At 64.3% G+C, this 17,722-nt stretch carries 18 protein-coding genes and 4 pseudogenes; 5 read left to right on the top strand and 17 right to left on the bottom strand.

Annotated features, from left to right (window positions below):
• Window positions 1–7: 7 nt before the first annotated feature.
• Together ON21_RS40435 and ON21_RS40430 are read right to left on the bottom strand one after the other, a co-directional pair.
• The gene (locus ON21_RS40435; RefSeq protein ID WP_245562821.1) at window positions 8–304 is read right to left on the bottom strand and encodes a transposase; all 297 of its coding nucleotides are present in this window, start codon (window positions 302–304) and stop codon (window positions 8–10) included.
• Between the two features lie 60 nt (window positions 305–364).
• On the bottom strand, window positions 365–1,129 hold the full coding sequence (locus tag ON21_RS40430) for an IS630 family transposase (protein WP_245562820.1): 765 nt from the start codon (window positions 1,127–1,129) through the stop codon (window positions 365–367).
• A gap of 577 nt (window positions 1,130–1,706) precedes the next feature.
• Between ON21_RS40430 and ON21_RS32170 the strand changes: the two genes are divergently transcribed.
• The gene (locus tag ON21_RS32170; protein ID WP_039804369.1) at window positions 1,707–2,120 is read left to right on the top strand and encodes a hypothetical protein; all 414 of its coding nucleotides are present in this window, start codon (window positions 1,707–1,709) and stop codon (window positions 2,118–2,120) included.
• A 1,101-nt stretch (window positions 2,121–3,221) separates the two neighbouring features.
• Here ON21_RS32170 and ON21_RS32165 read toward each other — a convergent pair.
• From ON21_RS32165 to ON21_RS39010, 7 genes and pseudogenes are all read right to left on the bottom strand, one after another.
• Window positions 3,222–3,590: a hypothetical protein gene (locus ON21_RS32165; protein ID WP_039804367.1), complete on the bottom strand. Its 369-nt coding sequence runs from the start codon at window positions 3,588–3,590 to the stop codon at window positions 3,222–3,224.
• An 18-nt stretch (window positions 3,591–3,608) separates the two neighbouring features.
• Complete coding sequence (locus tag ON21_RS32160; protein ID WP_157171110.1) at window positions 3,609–3,962, bottom strand: hypothetical protein; 354 nt, start codon at window positions 3,960–3,962, stop codon at window positions 3,609–3,611.
• A 94-nt stretch (window positions 3,963–4,056) separates the two neighbouring features.
• Window positions 4,057–4,599: pseudogene (locus ON21_RS40425) on the bottom strand (transposase); the annotation flags it as partial.
• Window positions 4,600–4,710: 111 nt separating this feature from the next.
• Window positions 4,711–5,973 carry a DUF4158 domain-containing protein gene (locus ON21_RS32155; RefSeq protein WP_083881026.1) on the bottom strand — a complete coding sequence of 421 codons (1,263 nt, stop codon included), beginning with the start codon at window positions 5,971–5,973 and terminating at the stop codon, window positions 4,711–4,713.
• Window positions 5,933–6,220 carry a DUF4158 domain-containing protein gene (locus ON21_RS32150; RefSeq protein WP_157171108.1) on the bottom strand — a complete coding sequence of 96 codons (288 nt, stop codon included), beginning with the start codon at window positions 6,218–6,220 and terminating at the stop codon, window positions 5,933–5,935. Before ON21_RS32150 ends, ON21_RS32155 begins: the two co-directional genes overlap by 41 nt.
• 843 nt (window positions 6,221–7,063) lie before the next feature.
• A complete protein-coding gene (locus ON21_RS32145) occupies window positions 7,064–8,818 on the bottom strand; it encodes a helix-turn-helix domain-containing protein (RefSeq protein WP_157171107.1) in 1,755 nt (584 codons plus the stop codon).
• Window positions 8,752–9,669 carry an AAA family ATPase gene (locus ON21_RS39010; RefSeq protein WP_157171106.1) on the bottom strand — a complete coding sequence of 306 codons (918 nt, stop codon included), beginning with the start codon at window positions 9,667–9,669 and terminating at the stop codon, window positions 8,752–8,754. The genes ON21_RS32145 and ON21_RS39010 overlap by 67 nt, the downstream gene beginning before the upstream one ends.
• A 622-nt stretch (window positions 9,670–10,291) precedes the next feature.
• Here ON21_RS39010 and ON21_RS32135 point away from each other — a divergent pair.
• Both ON21_RS32135 and ON21_RS40875 read left to right on the top strand, forming a co-directional pair.
• The gene (locus ON21_RS32135) at window positions 10,292–11,227 is read left to right on the top strand and encodes a helix-turn-helix domain-containing protein (protein ID WP_039804357.1); all 936 of its coding nucleotides are present in this window, start codon (window positions 10,292–10,294) and stop codon (window positions 11,225–11,227) included.
• Window positions 11,228–11,340: 113 nt separating this feature from the next.
• Window positions 11,341–11,595 (top strand): annotated as a pseudogene (locus ON21_RS40875) (MFS transporter); the annotation flags it as partial.
• Here ON21_RS40875 and ON21_RS40870 read toward each other — a convergent pair.
• From ON21_RS40870 to ON21_RS40415, 3 genes and pseudogenes are all read right to left on the bottom strand, one after another.
• Window positions 11,488–12,306, bottom strand: coding sequence for an ATP-binding protein (locus ON21_RS40870; RefSeq protein ID WP_306307729.1), 819 nt, complete (start codon window positions 12,304–12,306; stop codon window positions 11,488–11,490). The pseudogene ON21_RS40875 and the gene ON21_RS40870 overlap by 108 nt on opposite strands.
• Before the next feature lie 143 nt (window positions 12,307–12,449).
• Window positions 12,450–13,470, bottom strand: a pseudogene (locus tag ON21_RS40420) (IS21/IS408/IS1162 family transposase); the annotation flags it as partial.
• Window positions 13,465–13,620 (bottom strand): annotated as a pseudogene (locus ON21_RS40415) (hypothetical protein); the annotation flags it as partial. The pseudogenes ON21_RS40415 and ON21_RS40420, both read right to left, overlap by 6 nt.
• 185 nt (window positions 13,621–13,805) lie before the next feature.
• Here ON21_RS40415 and ON21_RS32120 point away from each other — a divergent pair.
• Complete coding sequence (locus ON21_RS32120) at window positions 13,806–14,087, top strand: hypothetical protein (RefSeq protein WP_039804355.1); 282 nt, start codon at window positions 13,806–13,808, stop codon at window positions 14,085–14,087.
• A gap of 320 nt (window positions 14,088–14,407) precedes the next feature.
• Here the strand turns inward: ON21_RS32120 and ON21_RS32115 are convergent, their stop codons facing one another.
• The 5 genes from ON21_RS32115 to ON21_RS32105 form a co-directional block, all read right to left on the bottom strand.
• Window positions 14,408–14,953, bottom strand: a complete 546-nt coding sequence (locus ON21_RS32115) for an IS1096 element passenger TnpR family protein (RefSeq protein ID WP_039804353.1) — start codon at window positions 14,951–14,953, stop codon at window positions 14,408–14,410.
• Window positions 14,954–15,262: 309 nt separating this feature from the next.
• Complete coding sequence (locus ON21_RS37660) at window positions 15,263–15,532, bottom strand: hypothetical protein (protein ID WP_281032723.1); 270 nt, start codon at window positions 15,530–15,532, stop codon at window positions 15,263–15,265.
• Window positions 15,474–15,653: a DUF5994 family protein gene (locus ON21_RS40700; RefSeq protein WP_281032722.1), complete on the bottom strand. Its 180-nt coding sequence runs from the start codon at window positions 15,651–15,653 to the stop codon at window positions 15,474–15,476. The genes ON21_RS37660 and ON21_RS40700 overlap by 59 nt, the downstream gene beginning before the upstream one ends.
• 122 nt (window positions 15,654–15,775) lie before the next feature.
• Window positions 15,776–15,922 carry a hypothetical protein gene (locus ON21_RS39005; RefSeq protein ID WP_157171104.1) on the bottom strand — a complete coding sequence of 49 codons (147 nt, stop codon included), beginning with the start codon at window positions 15,920–15,922 and terminating at the stop codon, window positions 15,776–15,778.
• Window positions 15,923–15,974: 52 nt separating this feature from the next.
• Complete coding sequence (locus tag ON21_RS32105; protein WP_039804349.1) at window positions 15,975–16,748, bottom strand: SDR family NAD(P)-dependent oxidoreductase; 774 nt, start codon at window positions 16,746–16,748, stop codon at window positions 15,975–15,977.
• A gap of 245 nt (window positions 16,749–16,993) precedes the next feature.
• On the opposite strand from ON21_RS32105, the gene ON21_RS32100 reads away from it, so the two are divergent.
• Window positions 16,994–17,722, top strand: a 729-nt coding sequence (locus ON21_RS32100; protein WP_157171103.1) for an IS110 family transposase, incomplete at its 3' end; no start/stop codon positions are given.

Here is a 17,722-nt window from a genome sequence, read left to right as displayed (position 1 = left end):
TGCCGTGTCAGGCAACGTTGGTTAGGTAATCCGGGTGGCGGATCTTGGATCCGACGGCGAAGTCACGGATGGGTCCGGCGTGCTGGTTGCGCCATCGAACGTAGGTGCCGATCGCGTCGTCTTGTTCGTCGTGGCTGCGGTGATCGGTGCCGTTGAGAGCGAAGTACCGCAGCGCGGCGAACTCGCATTCGATCCGGTTCAACCACGACGAATACGTGGGCAGGAAGACGAGTTCGACCGCGTTGCCCGCGCACCACGCCCGAACCTCGGCGCGTTTGTGAACCGAGTAATTATCGCAGATCAAGTACAGTTTCTGGCCTGGCCACCGGGCCCGCAGGGATTTCAGGAAGTCCAGGAACTCGGTCTATCGCTTCGGGTCCCGGATCCGGTAGTACAACTGCCCGGTCCGCAGGTCCAGGGCACCGAACATGTGCCGCACACCCTGAGTTCGGTGGTAGGTCGCCCGCAGCCGCCGGGGGCGCCGGGCGGCGAACCAACCTCGGCCGTCGCGGGGTTGCAGATTCAAAGGCCCGAACTCGTCCACACAAATCACGCGCCCGTCCGCGGGCGCGTGGTCATAGAGGTCGAGCACCCGCGCCATCTTCGCTTGAAAGTCTGGGTCGTTGCTGGCTTTCCATGTCTTCGTGGCCTGCCACGACACCCCACCGGCCTTGAGGATCTGCCGGACGGTTTCGCGGCTGATCTCGGCAATACCGTTGATACGCAACACTTTCACCAGTTTCGACAGGCTCCACGCCGAGAACGGCCACCCCAAGTCACGGGGACAGCACCCGGCGATCTGACAGATCCGATCACGCGTTCCCTGATCGGTCTTCGCCGGCCTGCCCCCGCTCCATTTTGGGCCCAGAGCGTCGAAACCCTTCGCGTTGAAATCGTGGATCACTTGCCGCACATACGATTCCCAAACCTGCATCAACTTCGCGATGAACCCGACCGGCTGATGCTGCGCCGAGGCCATCACCACCACCGCCCGCCGCATCCGGACCGGCTGCTTGCTCCGCCGCGCGATCTGAGCCAGCTTGCGGCCCTCTTCCGGGTCACCGCTCTGACGAACACATCCGGCTAACGAGCCACCGGCATCACCACCACTGGCAGCATCACCGCTCACCCGCCGACGATCAACCCGCCACTCCGGAACGCAGTTACAGCATCAACCTTCTCGGACGCGGCACTAGGGTTGAGTCGCAGTGCCAGTGCCGTACCGCCGGAGGGAATGAGGATACTCATCGGCGATATCGTTACACTGCGGAAACGTGAATGAAGCGAGTCCCCGATCGTGAAATTTTAGTTAGCGACCATGTGTTAGAAACTAGTTGATTCGGCGGACAGGCTCAGCAAACTATATCCATGGATTTACATCAACCCAGGTAGGAGGAATTGGTTGATGGTACAGATGAGGCCGCAGCACAGGCTGGCCGGGCGCGGGTTACGGGCGGACGGTGACAATCTGTCAAATATTCTTCAGCTATCGGCCAGGAATATTCGCCCGACACTATCATTCTCGTCCTGCAAGTGATCGAGGCGTGAGTCGTGTCCGCCAAAGGCACATTCATACAATCTCAGCGTAAGGGTCGCTCTGCATTATAGGCGGCGACGATGCGAAGAATCGTCGCGCCGCGTTCTTTCAATACACTGCCGGTGATTACTGGTGCATCATCGGCTCTATTAGTCATGTAAGTCATGTCATGAAATCTCTCAAAGTTGTTAAACTTCTCACTCGCGTCCTCGTGGGTGCCGCTGCGCTGTCAACTCTCTTCGTGTTCGCGACCCCGGCCCAGGCGGGGTCCTATGACTGGTGGGCGGTGGAAACCAAAGCAGCAGACGGCTTCGCTCAAGGTGCGGGGTTAGCGCATTTCGATGCCTATGGCGAGCACCTGTATGTCTATGACAACGACGCAGACGGTTATGGCCCTGCGGCCTTCCTTTTAATAGACGGCAAATATTACGGCCCCTTCTACGACAAGAAGGGTTACAACACGCATGAACCGTACGATCTCTCCTTCGCGGAGAATCTCAAGGGCAAGTTGTGGGTGTGCATGATGAACGGGAATAAAGAATTTTTGGACACCTGCAGCACTCGCGTGGATATTCACACGTAGTCGACGCTCGGCGAAGTCGGGTTGATCCCGCTGGACAATGTTGCCGCCTACAGCAGCCTTGGCGGCAACAATCTATCTATGGATCGGATCGGCCTCAGACAACCCGCCTGCGGAATCTTTCGAATCGATGGATAGGGCCGAGTTCGTGCGCCAGCACCGACTGGCGAGAGTGGCCAGGGAGATCCGGGCGGCCACGCTCGGCATCCGCGTTCAACTGCCTACAGGTCGACGCGGCGAGCGGCACCTGCATCTGTATCCGGCAAGACAATGCGGTGTCACACCGTCCAGGCCACCATCCTGGACAGCAAACAATATAAAAGGGAGATCGCGTTGGCCAGCGTGCCAACCCGCAGCCGGGACGGGCGACTGATGGCCTGGAAGATGTTCGTTGCGGACAACTCGTACACCAGCGTCCGACCCAGCGAAGTCTGGGGTAATTGCTTCCGCAGCCGACAACAATACCTTCTTCGCCCCGATATCCAGTAACGGACAGCAATACTTAAGTCAAGGTGACATCGCGGCGAAAACCATCCATACGTCGAGCAGAACATGGAATCCCCATCTTTCCGCGAATTGGCAGACAGATCGCCTTCAACCCGGCGATCCACGGGAACCCGCGAACGGCTGGTGGCGGTCCGTACTGGTTCCGATCTCGTCTCGTCTCCGAGGACCGTTCGTCGAAAAACACAGCGCAGACGAGAGCACTACCGGTTATGTCCTTATTCCACAGGATCCCAATGACTCGGACATCGGGGGACGGGCGGACGGGGCCGGCTGGCCGACTGCTCATCTCGCACGCCGAATCCCTGCCGAGCTCGGCTGATCGGAATACGGAATAGGAAAGCTCGAATCGCTGTGAAAAGAAGACAGACTGATGCAATCATTGGATAGGTACGGAACCGGCCGGAACGATCCTGCGGCAACCGAAATCATCGGCACGCCCGATCCCGATACGGTTGCCCCTGAAGCGACCGAATTGATCAGCACCTCGGACAGCGAGACCGACGATTGCCGCGCAACGATGCGCAAGCTAACGCCTGAAGATGTCATCGCTGTGCCTGGCCGCTCACTCGAGGCCCGCGACGTTCGCCGGCACCTGCCCTACGCCGCGGCTGCGGTTGCACTGATTGCACTCGTTATCGGATTCGTGGTAGCAACGGATTCGAGGCGAAACGACCGGGTGGACACTGCCATGGCGTCGTCGGAGGTCGCCGCGAGGTCGAACACAGGAGATCCGACCAGGCAGATCGGGGCGATTGCAGGCGATGATGCTGGCACTTCGGGGGACTTGAGCAATGTGCCCATTGCAAGTGATACCGCAACAGACATCGCCGACACCTCGACCGACACGACAAGCAGCGAGTCGGCCGAGGCAACCGATACCACCACGAGCGAGCCGAACACCGATACCTCAACCACAGCACCCAGTCTGTCGGTCAGCGTGAGCGCGAGTTTCTCGGTGCAGGCCACCCCTCAAACGGACACGGGTCAGACCGTGCAGCCCTTCGGGGGCTCCAGCCAGGATCCGGCCACCAGTACCCTCTCGGCGAGCCCCTCATCGATCGAGACAACACCCGTCGGCACGACGACCACAACGACCGGCACGACACCTACGACGCCCATCGATACGACAACACCATCGACCACCGGCACTACAACAACACCGGCCACCAAGACGACAACCACATCGGTCCGACACATTCCGACAACTGCCACAACCACCACCCCAATCACACGGAAGCCGGCACCCCCACCGTCCACGCCGACGATGACACGTCCACCGACGGCCAAGCCACAGCACCCGACGGCGCCCACCGTGCCCAAACCGACCAAATTGCCCACCGTCATTCCTGTCCCGTTACCGCGCAAATAGCCCAGGCGACCCGGGCGGCAGATCGAGATGCAACAGCCAACTTCGCCAGGCGATGACGAATTCGCACCCGCCCACCCCACGCAGTCTCAGTGCGATCTCGTAGAACAGGTACAGCACCGGGACACCGGGCTGCGCGGCTCGGCGTCGGCGAAGATGGTCGCGATACGGATCGACCAAGCACGCCCGCTATTGTGGTGGCAAACGCAGCTGATCAGGTTCTGCCGCCCGGGCGTAACGCTTCACCGTGTTCAACGCCAACACCAGCCGCCGTGAGCAGTCCAGCAACCCGACGCCCTGATCGAGCAAGTCGTGCACCGCATGCCAGCGTTGCAACGTGGTGGTTTCCCAAGCCAGTGTCTGTCGTTTCGGGCCGGCCGCGGCACAGCACCGGCCGTGCGCGGCGACATCGCTGGCCGATCGAGCCAGGCCGTGCCACAGGTGTCACCGGTCGCTGACCGGCAGCGCGCCGGGCAACGCCCAGCGGATCGCCTCGGCGTAGGCGGTCGAACCGTCGCGGACGACGACCTCCACGTGGCGATTGCCGCGCAACCATGCTTCGAGTGTCTCGGACCTACTGTCAGCCAGGACGTCGATCCGCTGATGGGTGATCGGCCCATGGGGTCCAGTGACGAGAAAAGTCGCGCTAAGCACAGGAGCGGGCCTGAATCCTCACTGGATAGGTGTCCGGTTGTGGGAAGAGGCCGACGAGATCAGCATTTAGCCTGGGCGTCGGACCGCGGCAGCTTGCGCGTGCCGCCCGGGCACCGATGCCGGCCACATGGGTGAACGACTCGGCGGATCCGGCAGCGCAGCCAGCGCCGCGACATGCAGTTTCCCGTCCTTGTCCACTGAGGCCGGGGTGTCGTCGCCCAAGCGTTCAAGCCGCCGTCGCGGGCCTGTTCCCACGCCATCCCCGACAGCAGATGCGCGCGCGGGTCCCGCCATTTCGATGCTCGGCGAAGATGTTGCGGTACTCAGCCGGCGGCCGCGTTGCGACGCAATCAGTTCCGTCAGCTCCCGCATCGCCTTCAGCACTGGCAGGCCGTCGCCGACAGCGCCGAAGTCGATGTGCCGCATCATCGCCGGTAGGAACGCCCGCACCGTGGCGAACCGGCCGGCCAGCTCCTCGAGACGCTGGCAATCGAACTCCGGATCCGCCTGCGGCACCAGCTCGTCGATCGCTGCGACCGCCGCGGCCAGCTCGGCCTTGGACACGGTGTTCTCGATCAGATCCCACACCAGCTGCAACGACAGCTCCGGTTCGGTCTCGGTCATCTCCAACGCACCCGCACCGCCCGCGCGAGCTTGCCGGTGTTGCGGCTCATCCGCGGGTACCGGCGCAACTTCTCCTCCTTGGACTGCCGTTCCGCCCGCGCCATCAGGTTCGTCACCATCAGCAGGTCGAACAACTCGAGCACATCGTCGACCGCCTTGGCGCGCAACGTGAACACCGTCGCACACAGCAACGCCAGCAACCGTTCCCGCTGCGTGCATCCGCCGCAGATGCGCGGTCTTGCCGGTCAGCCCGTGCGAGGCCAGCGCGATCAGCCGCCGCGCCGACACCTGCGAGATATCGACCGACGCCGGGATCACCGCGTTCAGGTCCCGCACCCGCGCCAGCGCGTTGCGCATACCCGTCGACGACGGCACGAACGCGCCCTTGCGCAACCGCTCCAGCTCCACGTACTTGCGGCGGTTCTCCTCCCGGGTCTCCAACAGCCCGAGCAGCACACCCGGCTGCCCGGCCGACAGCTGCCCGGCCAGGTGCGACCACAACCGCTGATCAGCAGCCTGCTTGGTCTCGGCGACCAGCCGCTCCAACGTGGTGATGCCGGGCAGCAGCACACCCTTCTCCCGCAGCCACCGCACCGACCCCGCAGTCAGAACCTTCGGTCCGTCGCCGGTCGTCCACGCCTGATCGGCGATCCACGCCACCAGCTCACCCTCGATATCGGCGAATGATCTCGTCCTGATGATCATATCGGGTCTGCTTACGGTCCAGGTACGCCTTCACACACGACAGATCGTCGATGCCCAGCTGCCCTGCCAGGTAATCGACCATATTCGCCGGCACCTCCAGCTGATCCGGCAAGAACATCCCCAGGTACCGGACCGTCACCAGCTGTACGGCGAACCCCAGCCGATTGCTGTCGCGGCGACGCCCGGCAACCAGCTCGCGGTCCTGGTCGTCGAGATAGAAGAACCGCTCCAGCTCAGCCCGCGTCAACACACCGAACTGGCCGTACCCCGGCACCAGTGCTACAACGCTCAGCGAGCACCCGAATCAGCCGAACCGCTCCCACCGGACAGGCTTAGCTCGACTTTTCGCGCCCCTGGACCCCACAGGCCTGATCGCGTCGACCAGCACGGTGCCGTAGCGGTTCCGGCGGCGCACAGCGGAATCCGTCCACGCTCATCACACGAGCAACCGTCCGTGCCAGCAGCGGTATACCGAGCACAGGATCCGCACCGCGGTGTGAAGCGGCAGCCGCGCCGGCAGCGCGGCAAGGAGCCGGACCACTGCCAACCCGGCCAGCTCCCGCACGACCACCCGAACCTAGCTGGTCAGCCGGGCGGTGCGGCGCTGGTAGCGTTCGAGCACGCCGGGGACCTGCTCACGGAACGTTCTGCAGCACTGTGGGGTCGGGCAGGTGAGTCGCCGGACTCGTACCCGCACGATGTAGGCGGCCGTCGATCGGCACGTCCGCGACAGTGCGATGGTGGTAGCTGTGCAACGCTATCGACCTGGCGCCGCACCGCGCACAGGCTGCAGGGCCGGGCGCGGTTCTGGCCGACACCACGATCCGCTGGCCGTCATCGACCACATCATCGATCGCTACCGGTGAGCGACTCGAAAAGATAAGCCCAACTTCGTTCTTCCGCGCGGTTACTGTCAGGACCCCTCTGCCTGTCGAGATCCAGGCTTCCGACCGGTGGCACCTGTGGCGCGGGCTGGCATGAGCAGTGGAGAAACAGTCGCCGCCCACAGCGGATGCTGGGCCAAGGCCGGACCGAAACGACAAACTCTGACCCGCGAAAAGACCACGCTCGAACGCTGGCACGACTGCTGCTATCGCCCCAGTGCGCGTGCTCGTTCGCTGGCTCGGCGTGGGCGCTTGGCTGCTTCGGTGCGGACCTGGCCGGTCAGGTTTTGGGGAACAAGTGTGATGATTTCTTGTCGTGAGGTGATCGCGAGTTTGTGGAAAATTGACGCCATTTGCGCGTCGACGGTTTTGCGGGAGTTGCCTCGACGGGCGGCGATCGCGGTGTTCGTCCATCCTGCGGCAGCCAGGATAGCCACCTCCCGTTCGGCTGTCGAGAGTTCGTCCCAGTGAGTTGGGGTGTTCTTCCTGGCGGGGTGGTTTACCGACATCTTATCAATGGACAGCGTGCCCAGTGCCAGGCGCTGTACCTCGCCCAGTTCGGGACGCAACAGGGAACCCTGCCGGTAGGCGGCGGCGAACGCTTCGCGGCCCAGCGCACGGCGGCAAACCTCGCCAGCCTTCTCAGTTTCATCGGCGAGCAGGGCCAAGTCACCGAAATTGACGCCTGGCCCCGCTCGCACGGTTGCGGCTCCTCCCGCGAGTTGAGCGGCTTTCGTGGCAAGGGTCTTGACCTCGGCTGGGGCCGCATTTCCGGAGTCGATCAAAACGGAAATTATCTCCGCCGATGTCCAATACAGAACGTGCAACGCGAACGACACACCCCATTGGTCACGGGAAGCAACATGGAACGCGAGTGCGGATCGACCGACGGCCAGCGCCTCGGTGGGATCACCATGTTTGGTCAGAGCGATCGCCCAGGCCAACTCGGCCCACGCCTTCGCCCATCCGGCTCCGGAGCCGGTGGCACGGTCGAGGTGACGCCGAGTGATCTCCAATGCCTGCTGTGCGGTTCCAAGGGAACCAGCCGCCACTGCCTGGTAGAATTCGCTCCTCCCTTCGCCACCGCGATCGTCGTGTGTGTGGAATTTTGCGCGAGCACGACCCAGTACGGTGATAGCCTTCGGATCGCAATGGGTCAGCATCAGTTTTGCGCCCCAGAGGAACTCGACGCTAGCCGGCAAACCGAGGTCGGTTTCCGGGATCTTTCGCCAGTGCTGTCCGATATCAGGATCGACGCAACGGCCTACACATTCGTCGAGTATGCGGTCAGCCTCGTCGTTTCTATTTTGCAGCACTGAAAGCCACCCGAGCATCGTCATAGCCGCTGTCTGCAGTTCGGTAGGTTGTGACGCTTTCGTCCGAGTCGCCTGTAAGGTGCGTTCGGTCCAGCGACGTATTTCTCGGGGCGGACCTTTGACTATGGGAAGGGCAACCAGGCCGGCCGCGATTTCCAAACCGAGCTCGGGCTCACGAGCGGTAAGACTTGTCTCGATCGCGGTCACGATGTTGTCCCAGGCGGTCCGAGCCCCCCAGTTCTCTTCACCAGGGCTGAACCATTTGATCTGCGCTTTGACGACTTTATCTCGATAGTACCGACGGTGGCGGCGTTCGAGCCGTGCCGGCTCGTCCACGTCACTGGTGGAACGCTCCCTCAACCGTTGCGCGGCAAACATACGAATACTTTCCAACAGAAAATATCGCACCGTCGTCGGCGTGATGTGGGCCGTGACCAACGACTGATCGACCAACCCTTCGAGCAAAGCCTCAATCTCCTCCCGCGCCAGGCGCACGACCGTGTCGCCGCTCGATGATGGTTTCGAATGTCCCGCCTCCTCGTCTGCGCACACGGCCTTGATCGCTTCCAGACCGGCACCTATATCCGGTGCCGAGCCGGTGTTGTCCTCAGGGTTGGTGTCATAGCCCGCGGCGAAGACCGACATTCGATCCAGAAGCAGTCGTTCCTTGTCCGTGCACAGGTCATAGGACCAGGCGATGACATCAGGAACGCTCTGGTGGCGTAGTTCGGCTCCCACCCGGGGCCCCCTGGACCAGCGCATCCGTTTGTCTGCGGCCCCCCTTCCAGATCCGCAACGATGGCCGCCATCGGTTGACGCAGCAACCGTGCCGCTGCCAACCGGATATACAGAGGATTGTTGTGCACATGACGGCAAATAAGCTTGGCCTGCTCGATCTGCCCCGCAGTGGTTACGGCGTTACCGGTGAGTTCGGCTCGATGCCGGAACAAGGTCAGTGCCTGCCGCTGCGACAACGGAGGAACCAGGACGATAAACTCGTCTACCCACCCTATCGGCCTGCGGCTGGTCGCCAGGATGGTCAGACCCGGTACCGCCTCGGTCAACTCCGCGATCAATTGTCCGGCAGCGGCCAGGACGTGCTCACAGTTGTCCATCACCAGGACGGTCTGCAGGTTCCGCCCGAGCGCATCGGTGCTGGTCAAGGTATCGACCAGCGCATCCCAGGTCGATGGTTCCGAGGAGTCCGCATCGACCACCGCCCCGGTGACCTCGTCTTCCACTGCGGCAATGTCGGCACCCTTGGCCAGTCGCGCCAAACGCACCCAATACACCGGCCGGCGGGTGGACATACTGAATCGGCGCACAGCCTCGGTGGCTAGGCGCGTTTTCCCCACCCCACCAGGACCGATTAGGGTGACCAGCCGGGCAGGGCGCAACAGTGAGGTAGCGATCTTCTCCAGCTCCGAATCGCGGCCGACGAAAGGATCCGTTGCCGACACCACATCCCCACGACGTTCACGCCGCGTCACTGCCATATCACCTCAGTTTACCCGCCAGCACCCAGTTTCATCGCATCGACCGCGTCGATCACCGAGGAGCTTCCTTCGATGCCTACGCCTCGCCCGCGGCCGCGTAAGGACGCCACGGTGAACTGGCAGGTCCCCTTTCACTATTACGAGACCGACGGCACACGCCGTCAGTCGTCGCAATTCTTCAACTACTACGGCAAGGCCCAGTGGTGGGCCAGAGAGGACCAGCACGATTGCTTCGGTCGTGACAACGGCCGAGAGCAGGCCGGCCCCTGGCATACGTCTGCCGCATCGTTGCGGCTCCGCTGTCCTCGGACCGGAACCTGGCCGCCGCCACCTGACGGAACGCCCTGTCGCATGTTCATAGCTATCGGTCGATGGGATTGCGACCCTCACTTACGGCCGTTACGCTGGACGGCTGCACGCCGTTGTGCACCGCAGGAGATTACAACCAGCCCTATCGCCTGTAGGGGTTATTTGCTTGCCACTGGTTGCGGGTTTAAGGGGGCATGGTATCTTCCTTCTCGTCAGCGTTGTCAGTAAGCTCGACGTTATGAGCGCACTCGTGCTCGTTCGACTTGATCTGCGCAGGCGACCCACGAAACGCGCAAGCCGCCGGAAGTAGCTCATGGCACTTACTGAGCCATATCTCGTAGCGGAGGCCGACACCGCTGCGGTCTCGGCTCGTGAGTCCGCCGACTTCTGGGTCCAGCACGTCTGCCGTAACCAGGGCACCCTGCGGTTCCGTTTCGCCGACGCGTCGGCATTTCACGGCATTACGAGGGTCCAGCACTACGGGGACTACCAGTTGATCGGTTTTCGGTCCGATAGCATCACCTACTCACGCACGCCCACAGACATCCGCAGGGACGACGATGCGAGCCTGCGCCTTGTCGTTCCAACGGAAGGCGCGATGAATTTCCGCCAGGACGACAGCACGGTTCAGGCCGTGCGCGGACAGGGCGTACTGGTTACGAAAGCCCGCCCCTTCGATTTCGCACAATCGCAGAACGCACATGGGTGGGTGATGAATATCCCCGCCGGTGCGGTGCCTTACGCTCTTGGCACCGGACCTGTGGTGATCGACGTGAGACAAGGCCTGGGATTGGTCGTCTCTGGCATGATCCGCGAACTCAACGAGCAGCGAAAGGTCGTTGACGGCCTCGGCTTCGCCACGGCGTGCGATGTAATGGTCGATCTTCTCAGACTGTGCCTACGGCCCTATGGAAAGCTGCCGACCACTCTTGCGGCAGTCGACGCCGCGGTCCGCGACCACATCCGCCGACACGCCACAGATCCCGAACTCACCCCGACACTGGTCGCTCACAACCTCGGTTGGTCGTTGCGACAGGTCCAACTGGCACTGCAGAGCACCGGTACAACACCGAGCGAACTGATCCGCACAGAGCGGCTGGAAAGGGCACGTCTCCACCTACGCGAAGCTACTCCAGACCGCACTGTCGCCGATATCGCCTACGCCAGCGGCTTCACCTCTCTTAGCGCCTTCGGTGCTTCGTTCAAGCGTCAGTTCGGGTTTACACCGCAAGAAGCACGCGGCCGCTAGACTAGCCAGCTGTCGCGGGCCGCACACCGCGCTGTCCGAGCACGCGGACCCCGGATCTACCTGGCAGGGCGGGCTTCATTACCTGCGAACGCGATTTTCTCTGCCGCGCAGTCATGTCCGCGGCAGGCCACTTTGGAGGTGCCGCGATGCGCCGTAGTCGTTGGATCGTGCTCGGCGGGTGTTTCCTCGCCTACCTGCTCGACGCGCTCGAGATAGTGCTGCTGTCCATGGCCCTGCCCACCATCCGCAAGGACATGGGGCTATCGGTCACCCAGGGCGGACTGCTGGCCACCACCACCTTGATCGGCATCGGCGTCAGCAGCGTCCTGGGCGGTTACCTCGCAGACAACTTCGGACGTAAGAAGGCACTGATCGCGTCGCTGGTCACCTTCGGTGTCTTCACCGCCGTGATCGCCGTCGCCCCGAACTTCGAGCGAGCGGACAGGTGGGTGGGCCGATATGCCGAGTCCGCGGATCGGCACTGACCGCGAAAGACCGGGAATCGGTCCTCCCATGGATGGGGCCGGAACCGGACGCGCACCGCCCCGCCCGGCGACGAAAGAATCTCGCCTGTCGACGTTCACGTTTTCCCGGCCCGTTCGTAACTCCCGCAACCGCTTGTCCCAGGTCCGGTCGGCGTGACCACCGGCCAATGTCGCCAGCAGCCGGCTGGTCTTGGTGAACCGGACCTCGGCGCCTTGACGGATCGCCAGGTGTCCGAGACTGTGGGCGACATGCGTTTTGCCGACGCCGACGGGCCCATACAGGACCACGGACTCGCCGACCGGCAGCCAGCGCAGCGCCGCGAGGTCGCGGATCTGCGCGGCGGGCAGTTTCGGGCTGGCGGCGAAGTCGAACTCCTCCAGGGTGAGTTGCTGTTCGAAGTGGGCGCGGCGGATGCGGCGGGCGATCGACTGCGCATCACGGCGGGCGATTTCGTCGTGGCAGAGGACCTGCAGGAACTCGATATGCCCGAGGTGACCGGCGCGGGCCTGGGCCAGGCGGGATGCGAGGGTCTGCAGCATGCCCGACAGCTTCAGCGTCCGCAGCGCCTGCTCGAGCGCGACATCCACGATCATGCCGACACCCCCTCACCGTGTTCGCCGTCCGCACCGTCGTCCTGGGCGAGGTCCGCGGCGGTGGTGTCCATGGCGGCGTTCGTGGTGGCGCGGGTCGCGGCCACGCTGTCCGGGTTGGGCAGCGCCAACACGTTCCGGAACAGCCGCGAAGGACCGTGCAGGAACGCTGAGGCGCCTCCATCGCCGTTGCTGGGTGGCGGCGGATCGGCTTCCAGGCCGGTGGCGAGGATGCCCTTGATGGTCCGATAGGACGGGTCGCCGACGGCGATCGCTTTGGCGCACGCCAATTCGAGCCGCGCTTCGCCATAGCGGTCGGCCAGCCCGAGCACGCCCTGGGCCGCGCGCAGCCGGAACAACGCGTTTTCGCTGAGCAATTCGGCGATCACAGCGACCGTCGACTGGCCGATCTCTTCGGCTCGTTTGCGGCACCAGGTCGGGCCTTTCATAGCGAAGGCGATCCTTTCCGGCGGGTAGTGCGATACGTCGGATTGCTTGCCGAATGGTTTGCGCACGTGGGTGGCGATCAACTCACCTCGGTCGAAGGTCTGCACCATCGAATACGTCGAGCGCACATTCACTTTCCGGTCGATATAGCGCCACGGCACCGAATACAGGCACTGTCCGGCCTTGACATGGGTGTCCGGGCGACAGTGCCGGTCGACCAGTCCGCGACTACGAAGTCCTTGTCCGGCAGGGCATCAGCGTTTCGCGTTCGACCGCGTCGAACACCGCCATCGGCGCCGCGCCCTCCAGCGGCCGGCACCGACGCTGCCCGGCCACGTCCCGGCACCACACGAGGGCGGCCTGCTGCATCTGCTGCACCGATGTCCACTCCCGACCACGCCAGAACGAATCCCGCACATACGGCATCGGCCGCTCCACCCGCGGTTTGTCCTTCGGCTTCCCGCGACGCGCGGGATCGACGAGGGCGCCGTAATGGTTGGCCAACTCGGCATAGGCCCGGTTTATCTTCGGGTCATACAGATCCGGCCGCGCCACACCGGTCCGCAGATTGTCAGGCACCAGGCGTTTGGGCACGCCGCCGAAGAAGGCGAACGCCTCCACATGCGCCTCGGTCCACGCCCGCTGATCCATCGCCAGCACCGGGCGCACGAACATCAACCGCGACAACGCCAGCACCATCACGAACGCCCAGATCCGGATCTCGGAACGGATTTCGGTCACGTCCCGGTCCGCGCCACCGGCCAGCACCCGCGCCGCCGCGTCCTGCTCGACAGTGCGCACCCGCCCGGCCAGCTCGCGGACCTGCTCCTCCAGCGCGGACACCCGTGCCTCGAGATCCTCCGATGTCATAGCCCGCGAGCCTACGCGGCAGCGTCACAGCTGCGGGCATTCATCCAGGCAGCGTCGGTCGTGTGTGTGGCCTTGGAGTGTTGCTCCACGGCTGGATCGGGCGGGTGGCGGCGGAGGATGCGTCACTGTAGTCTGGCCGGTCATCGAGGCTGGATCGGGCCACGACGTCACGAGCGGAGCCCGGGATGCCCAGTTTGGAAGAACGGATCGACGACATCATCGAGGATGCGACGCGGCTTGGGCACACCCCGGATCCGAACCGCGTCGAGCAGCTGCGCGCACGGCTGGATGAGCTGGTCGCCGACGTGCGCCGCACGGTCCCGACCGACGATGGGCGCCGCTACGAGTTGATCCTGCGCAGCCGCCAAGCCAAAGGCCTGCTGCTGGATGCCACCCAACGCCTCCGCCACAACCGCGACACCGCACACACCACTACTCGTCAGCACAAGCCGCCCGCATCGGCCTGAGAACACCGTCCCGGCCCCGGATACGCCGGTGAACAACCACCCGTTGCGCGGACTCACCAGCAAAGCCATCACTCCAGCGACGAATCCCGACGCGGACGCACTCGGCCAGTGAGTGGGGCCTGATCGCACCACCCCTCGAGGTGGCCCGGCAGCCGCGCGACGAACTGGTCCCCGCCCCTGCCCGGTTCGGCAAACGCAATCGAATCGCTAGTGCCGCGTGGTGGCGTTCACCTCTGTCCACCCGGCAAGGGGACTCCGCCCAGGTGGTCTGCCTGTGGAGCAGCGGCTTCGTGTTCGGTGGCCGGCGTGCTGAGTCGGTTTCAGTGCCGGTCGTGGCGGGTCGCGCCGCCCCACAGCGGCTGCAGAGCCGGAAGGTCGGCGAGTCCGGGGTCCGGCGGCATCGGGCTGCCACCGTCGTCGCCGTCCCAGCGGCGTCCGTATTGGTCGGGGATCGTGCCCCACCCCCAGTACGGTGTCGGCTGCTCCGGCTCGATACCCACGGCCTCCACCGGGTCGAGGGTATCGGCAGTCACCGTGCACAGGTGTGTCCAGCAATCGCCGAGATCGAAAACGTAAACGAACTGCTGCCCCTCGACGAGACGATCCAACCGGATCACCCGGTCATCCAGCACGCCCTCGTCCCAGCCTTCCTCCGGGTCCGGCTCGCCGACGCGATCCCCGTCGCCGAGCTCGAATTCGTGCAGGTGAGAGCGATCCCACCGGGCAAACCCATCATCGATCGCTGCCGCCAACTGCGCGAAGGTATGGCGTCGGGAGGCGGCGAAAATCCGGCCGGGACGCGGCCACACGTCGATACCACCCCCACTGACGAGATCGACTCGGATGGACAACCAAGCACGGCTCACGGTGGCTCATCCTGCCACCCGCGCCCTGCTCACCCAGCCGTTGGGAAAGTATGACGGCGCACGTGTCCGACGATCGAGTTCCGGCATTCGGCCGCCGCGACCTCGCGCGGCGGAATCTTCAAGCCGCAGGGCGAAACGACACACACCTGCTGGTTGGGCAGGGCAGACGAATTGTCAGCCCCCGCGTCTGGTCTTGATCTTCGTGGTGTGGTGGCCACCGTCGACCCGGGTCGTGCCCCAAGCGAACTCCGCATCCAGGACAGGCCGCCCGCGTCCTGGCGATGATGAGCGGCGACAGCGGGTCGTCTCTCAGCCGCTGCGCGCAGTTCCCTCACGTGGATCGCTGATGTCCATCGTCGAGGACTGTCCCGACGCGTGCCGCATGCGCTGGGCCGCGATCAGAGGTTCGGTGTCGGCGGGGATGATCAGCAGGGCCAGCTCGGCGCCCTTGATGCCGAACAGTTGCATGGTGTCGGGCGGCTGGCCCGGCACCGGGCCACACATGTCCACTCCGTCGTCGTCATCGATCCGGCGTTGCGCGAGACTCTTCGCGTTCCAGGCGAATCCGAACCTTGCCAGGCGACCGAGCCTGGGGGGGGAGAGCGGTGATCAGGTCGTGCAGTTCACTGGTGAGATTCGCGGTCCGCGGCCACCAGGCTCCATCGAGGAGCTCGGATCTCGAATCGCGACGGCGGAGCAGGACGCGTGGTGTGCGCGTCGGGGACGGGAACGGCTGCCGGCTCCCCGAACGGAGGCTGTTTGACCCATGGCGGCGTGGTTGGTGATGGGACGTGTCGCGCTGTCATGGATCATGATCGACCTTCATCCCGGGGTATTCGATGCCGCTGCCAGCACCGCGTTCGCGATGCCGGCGCCGGTGTGGAGGGGATGACCTGCCGTGAGGGCCGCGCACACCACCAGCAACGCGGTGAGCACCCCGATGACATTGCGAATGCGATGGGAGGCCACTTCTCCACGTTGCCACCTCGGACACTGCGAGGTAGCCCAGGCCGTTCCCAAGTCAGAACTTGCTGTAGCCGCCGTCGATCAGCAAAGTGTCGCCGGTGTGGTAGGCGCTGGCGGGGCTGGCGAGGTAGACGGCGACGGATTCGAAATCGCTCGGCAGGCCCCAGCGGCGAACCGGGATCCTGGGGTGGACGCGTTCGCGGAAGCGGTCCCAGGCGAAGGCGTCCTCGGTCATCGGCGTCTCGACCCAGCCGGGGAGCACCGAGTTCGCGCGGATGCCGTGCTTGGCCAGTTCCACCGCGATCGAGTTGACCATGGCGATCAACCCGGCCTTGCTGGCCGCGTAGGACTGCCCGCGCGGAACGCCCTGCTGGGCGGCGAGGCTGGCGGTGGCGACCAGGCTGCCGCCCTCCCCCTGGGCGAGCATCGCCTTCGCCGCTTCGCGCAGGGTCACGAACGCGGCGTCGAGGTTGAGGGAGGTGACTCGGCGGAATTCCGCGAGATCGGTCTCCACGAACGGGATGAACCCCTGGCTGACCCCAGCGTTCACGAAGCAGGAGTCGATGCGGCCGAGTTCGGCGGCCGCGCGGCCGATGGTGTCGATCACCTGCTGTTCCTCGCCGACGTCGCAGCTCAGCGCGAGCACCCGCCCGCCGAAGGCGCGCAATTCGGCGGCGGCGGCCTCGTTGCGTTCGGTATTGCGGCCGACGACGCAGACATCGGCGCCGGCCCGCGCGAGCCCACGGGCGAACCCGAGACCGATACCGGAATTGCCTCCGGTGACGACGGCGACGTGGCCGGTCAGGTCGAACAGCGAGCCCTCGGTCATGGTTCATCCCTAAGTTTGTAGGTGTCTGGGGTTGATGCTAGGTGTCTGGGGTTGATGCCCTGGATGCCCAGGGCGGTGGGGTGTAGCTGATGGTTGTTTGCCTCTATCGAGGCTTGAAAGGACTGGCTGCCCCGCCGTGCTGGACGCTCCGGCTGCTGATTGAGAGCTTGTTGCGGTCGTCGCTGGTTAGGGATCTGACGGCGGGGTTGTCCACGGGCCGGAACTGCAAGGTGAGGAGCATGTGGGTGGCAACTCGCCCTCAGATCTGGGTCGGGATCGATGTCGGCAAGCACGCGCATCACGCGTGCGGGGTCGATGAGACCGGCAAGACGGTGTTCAGTCAGAAGTTCGGTAATGACCAGGCCGCGATCGAGGCGTTGATCGCCCGCGCCGGCCAGGCCGCCGACCGGGTGTGGTGGGCGATCGATCTGACCAGCCCGATGGCATTGCTGCTGATCACAGTGTTGTTGGCCGCCGATCAGACGGTGACGTATGTGCCGGGCCGGGTGGTGAATTCGATGACCGGCAGCTTCCGCGGCGAGGGAAAGACCGACGCCAAGGACGCGCGAGTGATCGCGCAGAGCGCCCGTCTGCGCGAGGACCTGAACCAGGTCGTGATGCCTGATGAGCTCGTGGTCGGACTGACCCAGCTGACCAGCTACCGCACCGACCTGATGGCTGACTGGGTGGCCGGGATCAACCGGTTGCGTGCCCTGCTCGGGTCGATCTTTCCCGCGTTGGAAGCCGCGTTCGACTTCGCGAACCGGACTCCGCTGATCCTGGTCGCCGGGATGTGCACCCCAGCCGAGATCAGGACAGCCGGAATCGACGGTGTCACAACATATCTCGGCGAAAACGGGGCCTGGAAGCCGGGCATCGCCAAGACTGCCGCTGCCGCCCTCGACGCCGCCGGACGCCAGAGCCTGGCTCTGCCCGGTGAGACCGACACCGCGATGCTGGTCAAACGCATCGCG

Source organism: Nocardia araoensis NBRC 100135, assembly GCF_000308435.1.
GTDB classification, from domain to species: Bacteria; Actinomycetota; Actinomycetes; order Mycobacteriales; family Mycobacteriaceae; genus Nocardia; species Nocardia araoensis.
The sequence above is the reverse complement of the archived record's forward strand: the minus strand, read 5'-3'. Positions and strand labels throughout refer to the sequence as shown.

Bases quoted from the DNA above. Each gene is read 5' to 3' on its own strand.
- ON21_RS32170 (WP_039804369.1), top strand. From the start codon at position 1,707: ATGAAATCTCTCAAAGTTGTTAAACTTCTCACTCGCGTCCTCGTGGGT.
- ON21_RS32155 (WP_083881026.1), bottom strand. From the start codon at position 5,973: ATGATCATCAGGACGAGATCATTCGCCGATATCGAGGGTGAGCTGGTG.
- ON21_RS32145 (WP_157171107.1), bottom strand. From the start codon at position 8,818: ATGTCGGTCTTCGCCGCGGGCTATGACACCAACCCTGAGGACAACACC.
- ON21_RS39010 (WP_157171106.1), bottom strand. From the start codon at position 9,669: ATGGCAGTGACGCGGCGTGAACGTCGTGGGGATGTGGTGTCGGCAACG.
- ON21_RS32135 (WP_039804357.1), top strand. From the start codon at position 10,292: ATGGCACTTACTGAGCCATATCTCGTAGCGGAGGCCGACACCGCTGCG.
- ON21_RS40870 (WP_306307729.1), bottom strand. From the start codon at position 12,306: ATGATCGTGGATGTCGCGCTCGAGCAGGCGCTGCGGACGCTGAAGCTG.
- ON21_RS32120 (WP_039804355.1), top strand. From the start codon at position 13,806: ATGCCCAGTTTGGAAGAACGGATCGACGACATCATCGAGGATGCGACG.
- ON21_RS32105 (WP_039804349.1), bottom strand. From the start codon at position 16,748: ATGACCGAGGGCTCGCTGTTCGACCTGACCGGCCACGTCGCCGTCGTC.